The organism is Rickettsia honei RB, assembly GCF_000263055.1.
Taxonomy (GTDB): Bacteria; Pseudomonadota; Alphaproteobacteria; order Rickettsiales; family Rickettsiaceae; genus Rickettsia; species Rickettsia rickettsii.
Genome location: NZ_AJTT01000001.1, coordinates 189,199 through 202,897, shown reverse-complemented (window position 1 = coordinate 202,897; position 13,699 = coordinate 189,199). Strand labels below are relative to the sequence as shown.

Here is a 13,699-nt window from a genome sequence, read left to right as displayed (position 1 = left end):
CTAATTGATTTTTTTAAATTACTGAGCCTACAATAGACTTATTGCATAATGTAGCTAATAAGGAAGAATTTGAAGGAAACACGGAAACACTTGCCACCGGCAGCGTACATAAAAATACGTAAGGCTGTGAGTACCGGATTGACATACAAATTTACCATTAGACGCAAGTTATACAAAAAGTTTAATTAATTAGTAACTAAAAGGGGATCTTTATGACTAATAGAAAAAAAATAGACGTGCTAGATTCAGAGTCAGATTTAAATCTAAGTCTAGATAGTATAGCAAACCTCTGTTATCCTAGGATTATAACTTGTGAAACAGAAGAAGACACTTTAAGTATTGATGGCGGTGTTTTTGCCGCATTTTGTTAGGCAGCCAATTATATAATAGATAAAGTATTAATACTAATAAACAATATTTACTATTACCTTAGAGAAGGGGCATTATGAAACTTCATATTATCAGAGTTATAAGGGTGCTTAAAAGGTACTTACCATAATAATTGCAGTAATTTTATCAATGAGACGAAGCAGCATTATGACGCTTCATTAGATAAACATAAGGAGGTAGTTTTAGTTCATACTACTACTTTTTTTTGTTAGTATGGTGGTAATACAATAAAAGTATGCTAGGTGTCATACTGCGGCTTGACCACGGTATTTAAAAACAACTTAAAGTACTAATAATTTTAGTATTTTAAACTAGATCCCGCGATCAAGTCGCGGAATGACAGATTCAAAAAATAATATACTTCTGATAAATGAAAAGTAGATAGACGCAGTTTAATTTGGAAAGAGCAAGGAGTCTGTAAGCCGAGGAGCGGAGCATATACTTAATACGTGAGCATCCGAAGACTTACCAAAACGACGTAGCCAATTTTCCAAATTAAACGAGTATATTCACAATTTTACGAGGAACGAGGATAATCTTCTTCGGCTCTTTCCCTTCTAAGAACTTTTGTACCTTTGGCAGACTGACGGTAACTTGCTTTATTTCATCTTCACTTACGGAAGTTTTAAACTCATAGGTATCACGGAGTTTGCCGTTAACCTGCACTGCCATAATATATGTATCTAACTCTAGCATTGATTCATCAAATGCAGGAAAAGACAAATTATATAATCGCTCTTTATTGCCAAGCTTTTGCCAAATTTCTTCCGTAATATGCGGGATAAAAGGATTTAGTAGCTGTACTAAAACATTAAAGCCATGCCTTACGGTTTTAACATCAATTTTATCTTTGGATATTTCAGCAGATATAGCATTAGAAAGCTCGCGCATACGTGCTATTGCTCTGTTTAAGGCAAAATGCTTTATATCTTCGGCGACGTGCTTTATTGTAAAATGTACTAACCTATTAAGCTCTTTATTAACCTCGCTATTCACATCATTTTTTAAAGAATCTATCGCCTTAAACATATACTCAAGCTTATTAATAAAACGTGAGCAGCCTTCAATACCGCTTGCCGACCATTCTAGATCTTTCTCAGGCGGACTATCGGACAGTACAAAAAGCCTAATAGCATCTGCCCCATATTGCTCTTGCATTGTCTCAAGATCAATGAGATTCTTTTTAGACTTACTCATCTTTTCAATGCGTCCCTGCACTACTCTATTATTGCTTTCTTTATGAAAAAATTCATTACCCTTTTTAACTACTTCTTCAGGATATAACCAATTATTATGTTCATCTTTGTAAGTGGCATGCAGCACCATACCTTGAGTAAATAGCCCTTTAAAAGGCTCTCGAACGTTTACGTAATTCTGTTCGTTCATTACTTTTGTAAAAAACCTTGCATATAATAAATGCATTACCGCATGTTCAATGCCGCCTATATATTTATCGACCGGTAGCCAGTAATCACAAGCTTTTTTATCAGTCATCTCTGTAACATTGCTATTGCAATATCTCGTAAAATACCAAGATGATTCAAAAAATGTATCAAAAGTATCGGTTTCACGCACAGCCGGCTTATCGCATTTCGGACAATTAACATGTTTCCAACTAGGATGATGATCAAGCGGATTACCGTGACCGTCAAAATTTACATCATCAGGTAAAGTAACGGGTAAATCTTTGTAAGGTACGGGCACTATGCCACAAATTTCGCAGTGAATCATAGGAATAGGACATCCCCAAAAGCGCTGCCTTGAAATCCCCCAATCTTTTAGACGATAATTTACGCTGCGTTTACCTATGCCTAGTTTCTCAAATTCTCCGATGACTTCTTGTTTTGCTTCGTTACTAGTTAAGCCGTTTAGAAAATCCGAATTAATTAAAATTCCATCTTCCGTATAAGCGGTCTTTTGTACATCCATATCTGCTTTAATTACTTGTTTAATAGATAAATTCATTTTAACAGCTAATTCATGGTCACATTCGTCATGAGCAGGGCAACCAAATATTGCACCAGTGCCATAATCCATTAGCACAAAATTAGTAATAATAACCGGTAAAACTATATTTGAATCGAAAGGATGAGTAACAAAAAGACCGGTAAATACACCTTCCTTTTCAGCCTTTTCTAGTTCGCTACTTCTTGTAATATGCGAGCATTGAGTTATAAAAGCGAGTATTTCAGGTGTTTTAGAAACTAACCGCTCTATTATCGGATGATTAAAGGCAATTCCTATAAAGCTAGCACCAAAAATGGTTTCAGGTTTGGTTGAGAATACTTCTATAGTAGTCTCTTCATTATCCTTAATTTTAAAATGAAAATTAGCACCTATCGATTTACCTATCCATTTCTCTTGCATAGACCGAACAGCTTCAGGCCACTCTTTTAAATTCTGAATTTCGTTTAATAATTCTTCAGCATAATCGGTAATTTTTAAGAACCATTGCTTTAAATAACGTTTTGCAACTATTGCACCTGAACGCCAACCACGCCCGTCTACAACTTGTTCATTCGCAAGCACGGTATTATCAACCGGATCCCAATTAACAAATGATTCTTTTTGATAAGCAAGATTTCGTTCATAAAGCTCTAAAAAGAATTTCTGCTCATGTTTATAATACTCAGGATTGCAACTATTTATCTCTCTAGACCAATCATAAGAAAAGCCCATAGATTTTAGCTGCTTTTTCATATTCTTGATATTAGAATATGTCCATTTTTTTGGGTGAGAATTATTTTTTATTGCGGCATTTTCGGCAGGTAGCCCGAAAGCATCCCAGCCCATCGGATGAAGCACATTAAAACCTTGCATAGTCATAAACCTTGCAATAACATCACCTATAGAATAGTTGCGTACGTGACCTACATGGATTTTACCGGAAGGATAAGGCAGCATTTCAAGTACGTAATATTTTGGCTTGCTACTCGCGTTTGATACCTCAAAAGCTTTTTCTTCTTGCCAAATGTACTGCCATTTTTGTTCTATTTGGTTCATATTTTTTTAATTTATATACTGCATTGTCATTGCGAGCAGTCGTAGACTACACGGCAATCTCATCAAATATCCTGAGATTGCTTTTTCAATTACTCCGTAATTGCCTCGCAATGACGGCAATACTGTTATTACCTCACACTATTAATATATATCTCTCTAGCTTTTCTTAAAATTTTATCTTCAAGCGTGATAGCAAGATTTGAGGTGTTTTCATTAAGTACCCATTGTTTATTTTTAAGCATTTCTTCAAATACTTTCACTTCGATTGAATCAGGGCTGATTACATCGTCTTTAATAAATATATTTATTTTAAATCGAAAATTAGGATTAGAACGTGGGCTATACCATTCCGTAATAATCACGCCGCCGTTTGAGTCGGCTGATGCAAGAGGAGCAACACTTATAGTCTCTAATGCTGCTTGCCAGAGATATTTATTAACTGAACCTCCTACAGCTTTAGTAGATTCATTCTTAACCCTACCCGGTCTAAAAACTAATCCTTCTTCACCTGCTATAGAACCTACTTCGTCCCATTTCTGCTCTCGTTCTGTTTTTGGATAATCACCCGCTAAGATACTAGTACTTATTGCACTAAGTATAATTACAAAAAATAATCCGATAATTTTCTTCATAACCAATATTTAATTAGTGTGCTTAAGGGAAATAATAGAGAAGCTTTAGCTATTAGTCAAAAATTATTTCTTCCCACCGTTCTTTGGCATTGTTATATGGCTCAAAAAAAACCACTCGATGTCATGCCCGCCTATGCGGGAATGACATAGGGCAGATTTAATTATTTCTCAGAAATAAATTCAAAACGTGGAATATTTTTGCCGTGTAATAAAACCTTTTCGTTAAACATTTCAAGCGGCCTTACCCAGAAGCTGGAAATTATCATATAACTCTTGCAAAGTTTCAGTATGTTTTGCAGTATCTATAACTTGATATAATTTTTCTTTGTAATGCTTATATATTCGGGTTCTCATAACACTTACACCTTAACAGGCATGACGACAAAAATATCTTTAGGATTCTCAGGAAATTTAATAAGTACCGGTGCTGAAACATCTGAAAAATATAGTTCTACTAAATCCGATTTCACTGCTTTTAAGACATCTTCCAAATATTGCGGGTTAAAGCCTATAGCTAAAGACTCATCACTATTATATTCATAAAAACTTTCCTTATCTTGTGAAGAATTAATAACCTCTTTTGCGTTACCTCTTGCTTCACCGACTGCACTAATCTCTAAGGTTTCACGAGATAACAATAATTTTACTGCTCTAAATTTTTCAACGGTTATTATCGCTATCCTTTCTATACTATCTGCAAACATTTTTCGATTAATTACTAATTTTGAGCTGCTGCTTTCCGGAATAAAAGTACTATAATCAGGGAAAGTACCGTCTATAAGCTTTGATAGCATAATAGTATTTTCGTTACATATAAATTTAATCTTATTGCTATTTAATAAAATTTCTATATCTTCATTTATATTTTTAGGATCTTTAACGATTTTTAAAATTTCCTCTGCACTTTTTTGGGGTAATATAACTCCAAAATTCTTTATTTGTTTTTCTAATGTTACCCATGAAATCGAAAGTCTATGCCCATCGGTACTTGCCGAACAAAACTCTTTGTCTTTTATGTGTAAATAAACACCGTTTAAATTATAACGAGTTTCATCTAAAGAAATCGAAAATTTTGTCGATTCGATTATTTTAGCAAAATCCGTGCAGGAAATTTTAAAACTTGCTTCAGGATTAATACTATCCATTGCAGGAAAAGAACTAACCGGCAAAGTAAATAAATTAAATTTACAATTTTTTCCTTTGATCTCAAGTCCCGTTGTACCTAGATCTGTTAATGTAAGCTCGGAATCCGGAAGTTTTCGGACTATATCATTTAGAGTTTTCGTAGAAACGGTACATTCACCTTCACTTACTACCTGTACTGCTATTTTTTGACTTAAGTACAAATCCATATTAGTAGAACTAAGCTCTAGATTGCCGTCTTTTGCCGATAATTTAATGTTTGCATATTCAGGTATTACATTACGTTTTTCAACAACGGAACTTGCAAACCCTAGGGACTGAACTAATGTTTTTGTTTCAACTATTAATTTTAACATATTGTTATTCTCTTAATGTTCCTTGAAATTTTTGTGAGATGGCAGCAACTAAATCTTTACTGAACGAATTTAAATCAGTATCAGATAACGTCCGATCATCTGCTTGTAGCTCTATTTTAACCGCTATAGATTTTTTACCTTCAGGTAATTTATCACCGCTATAAATATCAAATAATATAACTGATTTGATAAGCTTTTTATTAAAATTATTTATATATGATATTATGTCACCGACTCTATGATCTTGACCAACAATAAATGCGTAATCTCTAAAATTAGCTTGGAAATCCGATACTGCAAATTCGTCTCTTTTACCAAATTTAGCTTTTATCAACGGCAAATTCGTAATATTTAGCTCGAATGCAAATATTTCCTGATTAATATCGTAATATTTCAAGATTTTAGGGTGTATCTGCCCAAAATGACCTAATAAATTTTTACCAAGCCCTATATTTACTGCTCTAGTTGGATGATAATATTGTGGCAATGCTGTCCCATTTGTTGCTATACATTTATCTATAGATAGTCCTGCATAATCAGCTACCAACTCTAAATCGCCTTTAAGATCAAAAACATCATAGCCTCGTCCAAGCGAATGAGGATTTTTATTATTATATGAACCGCTTATAATTGCCGTCAAATAAGTTGCTTCCGTATTTAAATCTATAAAACTTGGTCCAACTTCAAAAAAAGCCATATCTTTTATAGAGCGTGCTAGATTTTTACTTACTATACTTAACAAATTCGGCAGTATAGTAGGACGCATATAATTGTCTCCTATGCTAATAGGATTAAGCAAAAATAACTCTTCTTTTAATTCAGCAAACAACTTTGCATCTTCACTACTCATAAAAGAGTTAGTTACTACCTCATCATAGCCTTTGCTTGCTAATATCCTTTTAAAACTAGATATTCTTTTATGCTCTCTTAGCTTATTATTATCTTGGTCTAGTTCGGGTAATTTTATACTCTCTATTTTATCATAGCCGTAAATACGAGCGATTTCTTCAGCTATATCTTCTAAAATAGTTATATCGTGACGCCAAGAAGGAGCTATTACCTTTATAATCTCACCTTTAACATCCGTAATAAATCCTAGTTTATTTAATATGGCTTCTATCGCTTTGATATTTAGTTTAATTCCTGTAATTTTTTCTAAATAACATGCTGAAAAATCTAAAGGTTTTTTTTGTGACTCTTTTTCACCGACTTTCACTACTTCCGATACTTCACCGTTTCCGCATATTGACAAAATAAGATTAGTTGCTATATCCAAAGCCTTTTCCGTAAAATTTCTATCGATATTACGCTCATTACGATATCTAGCATCCGTATCAATTTGGAACCTGCGCCCGCTAGCTGCAACCATTTTAGCATTAAAACAAGCAGCCTCGAGTATTATATTAGTCGTACTATCAGTACAACTACTATCAGCCTCGCCAATGACACCGGCCAGACCTTGAATACCGCTTTCATCTTTTATAACTAAATCATTTTCTGTAAGTAAATATTCTTTGCCGTTTAGGGCGTGGAATTTAGCTACGTCATTGCGAGGCTGCAAAGCAGCCGTGGCAATCTCATTTTGTTGTCCTGAGATTGCTTCGTTGCTACGCTTCTCGCAATGACGTGCTACAGTAATTCCCCCTTTTATCCTATCTGCATCGTAAGCATGCATCGGCTGCCCAAAGCTATAGGAAATATAATTTGTCACATCCACTAAGCTTGAAATAGTTTTTACCCCAACATTTTTTAATAATTTCCGTAACCAATCAGGACTTGGTTTATTTTTTAAATTTCTTATCTCTCTAAAAGTAAATAACGGACAGGCTTCCTTATCTTGCACGTTAAGCTTCATTTTAGAAATAAATGTACTCTTTATTGCCGAAATTTCTAGCTCTTTAAGTATTCCTATTCCTTTAGCTGCTAAATCTCTTGCGATGCCGTAAACTCCAAGTGCATCACCACGATTAGGAGTAACGTTAATAACAAATATAGGATCATCTAAACCGTAATATTTAGTAAAATTCTCTCCAACTACGGCATCTTCAGATAGCTCTATAATCCCTTCAGACTCTGAAGCTAGCAGTAATTCCTCTTCAGAGCAAAGCATACCACAGCTTTTTTCGCCTCTAATAACAGATTCCTTAATCTTAAATTTACCGTTTGGTATTTCTATTCCGATATTTGCAAGTACTACTTTTATACCTGCTCTTGCATTACGCGCACCACAAACTATTTGCAGCATACCGCTTTTAGTCTCAACATCACAAAGCTTTAATTTATCAGCTGACGGGTGAGATTTAATATTTGTAATATATGCTACTTCAAACTTTTGTAATTCCGCCGCTTTATCTATCACCTCTTCCACTTCAAGGCCAATAGCTGTTAGGGCTTCGGCAATTTCAGTAACTGAAGCCGATGTCTCTAAAAATTGTTTTAACCATGATAACGTAAATTTCATTTCGTAAGCCCTCCTGCTAAATTTGGTATATCAAAGCTCCCAAAATTATAATGTTTAAGCCAACGCATATCTCCTTCAAAAAATTGTCTTAAATCTTTGATATTATATTTTAACATTGCAAAACGCTCTACTCCAAGCCCAAAAGCAAAACCTTGATACTCGCTGCTATCGACACCAACATTTTTAAGCACGTTTGGATGAACCATCCCGCAACCAAGGACCTCAAGCCATTTATCGTTTTTATTCATCCGAATATCAACTTCGGCAGAAGGTTCGGTAAATGGGAAAAAGCTGGGTCTAAAACGTAATTCAATATTAGAATTTTCAAAAAAGCTTTTTATAAATGTCGTGATAACATATTTTAAATGTCCCATATTGATATTTTTATCCATAACAAGCCCTTCTATTTGGTGGAACATTGGCGTATGCGTCATATCCGAATCCGATCTATAAGTCCTACCAGGTGCTATAAACCTAAAAGGCGGTTTGCCGTTTTTCATAGCTCTAATCTGCACTGTTGAGGTATGAGTACGTAATAACAGCGGCTTATTATTTTCCTGACTTTTCAAATAAAAAGTATCATGCATTTGCCTTGCGGGATGATCATCTTCAAAATTGAGAGCGGTAAAATTATGAAAATCATTCTCGATATTCGGTCCGTTTTCTATAGTAAAACCAAACTGCGAAAATACTTGTATTAACTCCTCACTACATTGTGTTATTGGATGAATGGAACCTTGTTTATATCTCCGTGCAGGGATTGTTAAATCAATTTTATCGGCAGCAAGTTTAAAATTTAGTTCCTGCTCCTCTAAAATTTCTGCTTTTGCTTTTATTATATTCTGTATTTTATCTTTTAATTTATTGATTTTTAAGCCAAATTCTTTACGTTCCTGTTCATTTAAACTACCTAATTTTTTAAGCTCACCGGTCACTATACCGTTCTTGCCTAAAAATTCTACTTTATATTCTTGCAGAGCTTTTAAGTTTTGTACTAATAAGATTTTGTCCTCAGCAAGCCTTAATATTGTTTCTATATTTTCCATGATTGTTTTTTTGTTTTTGATTTTTTATTGTACGGTAGAACGTCATTGCGAGCGGGCATTGTTGCGTGGACCTGTTTATCCGTCATTGCAAGGAAATCGCATAGCAATTGATGAAGCAATCCAGTTAAAAATTCTGTAAATTAGAATTTTTTTAATTTATTTTCTGGATTGCCGCGTCACCTACGACTCCTCGCAATGACGACCTTCAGTATCTACGCAACAATACCTCCCTGCAATGACGTTAAACCAACATACACTTCATATAATTCTCTTCTATCCCCACCAACTTCGCTTTAAATATCTGCCCTATTTCTAAAGGTTTATCTAGCTTTACCGGAATAAAATTTTCGGTATGGGCAATATTATTATTCTCTACTAATAACTCCACTTTCTGTCCTATATGTTTTTTAAAGAATTCGGTCAACTGGTTTTGCCCTTCTTGCCTTAAAATTTCTGCCCTTTCTTTTCTTACATTTTTAGGTACTTGTGGCATACGTGCTGCAGGCGTTCCTTCTCTTTCCGAATAAGGAAAAACATGTAAATATTGTAATTCCGCTTCTGAAATTAATTTTCTTGTATTTTCAAACATTTCAGGGGTTTCAGTCGGGAAACCAGCTATAATATCCGCACCAAAAGATACTTCCGGTCTTATTGCCCGCAGCTTCCGACAAAACTCTATTACGTTTGCTCTATTATGACGTCTTTTCATACGTTTTAATATCATATCATCACCTGCTTGCAAGCTAATATGAAAATGCGGCATTATCCTTTCACTATAAGCTATAAGCTCAAAAAGTTCATCATCTATTTCTGCAACATCTATTGAAGATAATCTAAGCCTCTTTAATTCAGGGACTAAATTCAACACTCGTTTAATCATTTGTGCGAATGTTGGACTTCCTGGCAAATCACTACCATAAGCCGTGACATCAACACCGGTAAAAACTACTTCTTTAAAGCCGTTTAATACCAAATGCTTTACCTGCTCTGCTATAGCTCCTATTGCTACTGATCTACTTTTTCCTCTACCATAAGGGATAATACAGAAAGTACAAAAATGATCACAACCGTTTTGTACCTGAATAAAAGCACGAGACTTACAGTCAAAGCTACTTACTAAATGACTTGCCGTCTCTTTCACCAACATTATATCGTTAACTGTTATTTTTGCATCGGTAATTTGGTAGTAATTAGGTAATAACTTCTCTTCATTACCTATAACTTTGTCAACTTCCGGCATATTACCGTACATTTGCGGACTTGTTTGAGCACTACAGCCGGTAACAATAATTTTTAAATCAGGATTATTTTTTTTAGCCTTGCGTATAGCTTGTCTTGCTTGTTTCTCAGCTGCTTTAGTTACCGCACAAGTATTGAATATTGCTACATTATCGATACCCGACAATTCCAAGTTTTTTCGTATTATCTCACTTTCGTAAATATTAAGTCTACAGCCAAATGTTACTACGTTTTGTCTTAAATTATTGCTCACAATAATATTCCCCACGTGCTACAAGCGTAGCTGCCCCTTGCATTATTATATTACCGTTTTCTTCTTTCATAGTAAGGTTACCGTGCTTAAAGACTATAGTACTTGGTGAATGGATAAAACCGCGCTTTAAACCGGCAGCAAAACTACCGCAAGCTCCGCTTCCGCAAGCAAGCGTTAACCCTGCCCCCCGCTCCCAAACGGATAAATAGATTTTATTATCTTTTACTTCAGCAAAATTAACGTTTACCCCATCTGCGAATAATTCCTTAGCCTGCAATCTTTCACCGACAATTTTTTGATCTTGAGGTTCTAACTTACTAAAAATAACTACATGCGGATTACCTATATCAACGCAAATAGTTTCCTTTAAATCAATCATATAACGCTCTGCAAATTCCCAAACTTTATCACGACTTGGCATCCAAGCTTCATTAAAACTCACGCTTCCTACATTAACACTAATATTATTTTCATCATTGACATTACATAGCAATTTTTTATTGCCTACCATTACGGTAATATCTTGCTTTCCCATATCAAGATAAATTAACTTGGCTAAACATCTTGTAGCATTACCGCATAATTTAGCACTAGAGCCGTCTATGTTATATATAATCATTTCATAAAAATCATTATGCTCTTCATAAATAATAAACTGATCGCAACCGATACCTGTATGACGCTCAGCCATATTTTTTGCTAACTGCGATAAATCATATGAACTTGATAAATCTCGTTTGTTAACAATAACAAAATCATTACCGAGACCATGCATTTTTACAAAATTAATTTTACTAATCATAATGTTTTACATATTAGGAAATTGTATTATAGCAAATTTCTTGGAATTTGCTATAATGAAGTGATGATATATAAAAATATAGACTATTATGCTAATTTCACGTTTCTTAGACCCTAAAAATAACTATGCATTTTTAAAAATTTTCGGTACAGAAAAAAATAAGGATATACTTATTCATTTTCTAAATAACATTTTAGGTTATACGGGAAAAGCAGTAATTACCGAAGTTACTTTTTTAAAAAAATCTAAGGTTCCGATATCGCTTCTTATATATAATCTATAGTTGATGTATTATGTAGAGATAAATACGGTACTCAATTTATTGTAGAGATGCAGGTCAGCAAACATCCAGGTTTTAAAAAACGAGCTCAGCTTTATACAGCAAAGGCCTATTCAAAAAAAATAATAAACAAAGATGAAGATCATAAAAAAATGGCAGTATATGCAAAACTTCGAGGAGTAATATTCTTAGCTATTGCCGATTTTATTTTATTGCCCGATAAAAAAGATTGGAGATCAAATCATAGATTACTTGATACTAAAACTTATGAGAACAACCTACAAGATTTTTATTTTATCTTTTTAGAGCTTGAGAAATTTAATAAAGAATTAGATCAATTAGAGAACCTTCAAGAAAAATGGGCATATTTCTTTAAACATGCACATGAAAGCACTCTAGAAGAAATGGAGAATTTGATAGGTTATGATTTTATTATTAAAAAAGCTTTTTATGCTTTGGATCAAGCTAGTTGGTCTGAAAAAGAGTTAAATACTTATGAAAAAATGATAAAAACCGAAATGGATAATCTAGCCGTAGAAGAGCAGAAAATTATGGATGCTGAAGCTAAAGGGGAAGCCAGAGGGGAAGCAAAACAAAAAATTTCTATAGCTAAAAAAATGTTAGCAAAAAATAAACCTTTAGATAAAATTATAGATTTTACCGGTTTAACAGAAAAAGAAATCGAGCAATGAAAGTAATGAAGATCCTTAATATTATGCTAAGTCGTGACCTTGGCGGCATCCAACAAGCATTTTTAGATTATAGCACTGCTTTAGAGATGCAAAAAATTGAGGTTATAAATATCACTTCTTACAAGGCAAAAATAAATTCCTTTCTACACAAACAAAGCTTAAAACTACCTAATATAGTACCGTTTGATTTACTCTCGGTACTTATTTTTAAGTATACAATTCATAAGACTAAACCCGATATAATTATAGCACACGGTAATAGAGCAATAAATTTTAGTAAATTTGCTAAATCACAAAATATAAAATTAATCGGTATCGCTCATAATTATAGTTTAAAAGGACTACGTAAATGTGATTTTGTTATTGCCTTGACGCATCATATGAAAGAATTTTTATTAAAAAATCACTTTGCCGAATCTAGGATATGCATCCTACCGAATATGATAAATATTGCTAAAGACTTTATTCCAAATAAAACATATAGAAAACCTGTCGTAATTGGTGTACTAGCAAGATTTGTAGCTAAGAAAGGTGTTGATGTTTTTATTAAAGCTATCAAAATTTTAAAAGAAAAAAAATATGATCTTCATGCAGTTATAGGTGGAAGCGGCGAGGAAAAAGATAATTTAATTGCTTTAGCACATAAACTTAATTTACAAGATCAAATATCATTTACGGGATGGGTTAACGATAGAGATAAATTCTTTAAACAAATAGATATTTTTTGCTTACCGTCTCTTCATGAACCGTTTGGAATTATAGTGCTTGAAGCAATGGAGGCAAGCATGCCTATCGTGAGTACAGATACTGAAGGGCCTGCAGCAATCTTAAACGACATGCAAGACGGGCTTATTTGTAAAGCCGGCTCTGCTGAAGATTTAGCAGCAAAAATTGTCTATCTAATAGAGAACCCTATAAAAGCAAAAGAATTTTCTAAAAACGCCTACCTTACTCTCAAACAAAATTATGACATTAAAGTTGTTTCTGAAAAGTTACAGCATATTTTAGAAAGCTTCAGATAAGATGAATTTAAGGGTGAGCCTACACAGCTTATAAAAATACGTGAACACAAGCGAATCCTGCAAAATTCACTTATATCAAGCTTTCTAAAATATGCTATAGCAACATTATTACGTAATTATAAAAATAGTTAGTTGAAAAAATAATAGTCTATATTGACATAACGGTTTAAAGATTCATAATTAATATTAAGTAATATGAATTTATTTTAATGAACCTAATCGACGAACTTCATATGCCGATTTTGCATTTACTTAAAATATATTCTAGTTTTATCGATTTCATCATTTCTTCTATGTGGTTGTAATGCAAAACACGATAATATTCCCCCTAAACTCTCATTACCTACTACTTGGAATAATTATTCTCTAGAACAAAATAA

At 33.6% G+C, this 13,699-nt stretch carries 11 protein-coding genes and 3 pseudogenes; 5 read left to right on the top strand and 9 right to left on the bottom strand.

The features are described from left to right. Positions 1–32: 32 nt before the first annotated feature. The 3 genes and pseudogenes from WSW_RS1000000114075 to WSW_RS1000000112655 all read left to right on the top strand — a co-directional run. Positions 33–181 (top strand): annotated as a pseudogene (locus tag WSW_RS1000000114075) (palindromic element RPE1 domain-containing protein); the annotation flags it as partial. 31 nt (positions 182–212) lie between these two features. Then, entirely contained in the window at positions 213–371 is a 159-nt protein-coding gene (locus WSW_RS1000000111875) for a hypothetical protein (protein WP_016916749.1), read from the top strand. Between the two features lie 421 nt (positions 372–792). After that, positions 793–889, top strand: a pseudogene (locus WSW_RS1000000112655) (palindromic element RPE5 domain-containing protein); the annotation flags it as partial. Here WSW_RS1000000112655 and leuS read toward each other — a convergent pair. The 9 genes from leuS to dapF all read right to left on the bottom strand — a co-directional run bounded on the left by leuS (position 886) and on the right by dapF (position 11,325). Next, positions 886–3,393, bottom strand: a complete 2,508-nt coding sequence (gene leuS, locus WSW_RS0101170) for a leucine--tRNA ligase (RefSeq protein ID WP_016916748.1) — start codon at positions 3,391–3,393, stop codon at positions 886–888. The pseudogene WSW_RS1000000112655 and the gene leuS sit on opposite strands and share 4 nt — an antisense overlap. A gap of 128 nt (positions 3,394–3,521) precedes the next feature. Next, complete coding sequence (locus WSW_RS0101165) at positions 3,522–4,025, bottom strand: DUF3576 domain-containing protein (protein WP_004995768.1); 504 nt, start codon at positions 4,023–4,025, stop codon at positions 3,522–3,524. Positions 4,026–4,186: 161 nt separating this feature from the next. After that, positions 4,187–4,255 (bottom strand): hypothetical protein, encoded by a 69-nt coding sequence (locus WSW_RS1000000113480; protein ID WP_231839134.1) that lies wholly within the window; start codon positions 4,253–4,255, stop codon positions 4,187–4,189. Between the two features lies 1 nt (position 4,256). Then, entirely contained in the window at positions 4,257–4,379 is a 123-nt protein-coding gene (locus WSW_RS1000000113475) for a DUF1653 domain-containing protein (RefSeq protein ID WP_016916747.1), read from the bottom strand. A 5-nt stretch (positions 4,380–4,384) separates the two neighbouring features. After that, positions 4,385–5,524, bottom strand: a complete 1,140-nt coding sequence (gene dnaN, locus WSW_RS0101150; RefSeq protein ID WP_016916746.1) for a DNA polymerase III subunit beta — start codon at positions 5,522–5,524, stop codon at positions 4,385–4,387. Between the two features lie 4 nt (positions 5,525–5,528). Next, on the bottom strand, positions 5,529–7,985 hold the full coding sequence (pheT, locus tag WSW_RS0101145; protein WP_016916745.1) for a phenylalanine--tRNA ligase subunit beta: 2,457 nt from the start codon (positions 7,983–7,985) through the stop codon (positions 5,529–5,531). Next, positions 7,982–9,031 carry a phenylalanine--tRNA ligase subunit alpha gene (gene pheS / locus WSW_RS0101140; protein WP_016916744.1) on the bottom strand — a complete coding sequence of 350 codons (1,050 nt, stop codon included), beginning with the start codon at positions 9,029–9,031 and terminating at the stop codon, positions 7,982–7,984. Before pheS ends, pheT begins: the two co-directional genes overlap by 4 nt. A 241-nt stretch (positions 9,032–9,272) precedes the next feature. Further along, positions 9,273–10,538 carry a tRNA (N(6)-L-threonylcarbamoyladenosine(37)-C(2))-methylthiotransferase MtaB gene (gene mtaB / locus WSW_RS0101130; protein ID WP_016916743.1) on the bottom strand — a complete coding sequence of 422 codons (1,266 nt, stop codon included), beginning with the start codon at positions 10,536–10,538 and terminating at the stop codon, positions 9,273–9,275. Further along, positions 10,513–11,325: a diaminopimelate epimerase gene (gene dapF / locus WSW_RS0101125; protein ID WP_016916742.1), complete on the bottom strand. Its 813-nt coding sequence runs from the start codon at positions 11,323–11,325 to the stop codon at positions 10,513–10,515. The genes mtaB and dapF overlap by 26 nt, the downstream gene beginning before the upstream one ends. An 88-nt stretch (positions 11,326–11,413) precedes the next feature. Between dapF and WSW_RS0101115 the strand changes: the two are divergent. Together WSW_RS0101115 and WSW_RS0101110 are read left to right on the top strand one after the other, a co-directional pair. Further along, positions 11,414–12,297: pseudogene (locus tag WSW_RS0101115) on the top strand (Rpn family recombination-promoting nuclease/putative transposase). Between the two features lie 5 nt (positions 12,298–12,302). Continuing rightward, a complete protein-coding gene (locus WSW_RS0101110; RefSeq protein WP_029374929.1) occupies positions 12,303–13,319 on the top strand; it encodes a glycosyltransferase family 4 protein in 1,017 nt (338 codons plus the stop codon). Positions 13,320–13,699: the final 380 nt, after the last annotated feature.

Excerpts from the sequence above, each read along its gene's own strand:
- WSW_RS1000000111875 (WP_016916749.1), top strand. The coding sequence starts at position 213 with ATGACTAATAGAAAAAAAATAGACGTGCTAGATTCAGAGTCAGATTTA.
- leuS (WP_016916748.1), bottom strand. The coding sequence starts at position 3,393 with ATGAACCAAATAGAACAAAAATGGCAGTACATTTGGCAAGAAGAAAAA.
- WSW_RS0101165 (WP_004995768.1), bottom strand. The coding sequence starts at position 4,025 with ATGAAGAAAATTATCGGATTATTTTTTGTAATTATACTTAGTGCAATA.
- WSW_RS1000000113475 (WP_016916747.1), bottom strand. The coding sequence starts at position 4,379 with ATGAGAACCCGAATATATAAGCATTACAAAGAAAAATTATATCAAGTT.
- dnaN (WP_016916746.1), bottom strand. The coding sequence starts at position 5,524 with ATGTTAAAATTAATAGTTGAAACAAAAACATTAGTTCAGTCCCTAGGG.
- pheT (WP_016916745.1), bottom strand. The coding sequence starts at position 7,985 with ATGAAATTTACGTTATCATGGTTAAAACAATTTTTAGAGACATCGGCT.
- pheS (WP_016916744.1), bottom strand. The coding sequence starts at position 9,031 with ATGGAAAATATAGAAACAATATTAAGGCTTGCTGAGGACAAAATCTTA.
- dapF (WP_016916742.1), bottom strand. The coding sequence starts at position 11,325 with ATGATTAGTAAAATTAATTTTGTAAAAATGCATGGTCTCGGTAATGAT.
- WSW_RS0101110 (WP_029374929.1), top strand. The coding sequence starts at position 12,303 with ATGAAGATCCTTAATATTATGCTAAGTCGTGACCTTGGCGGCATCCAA.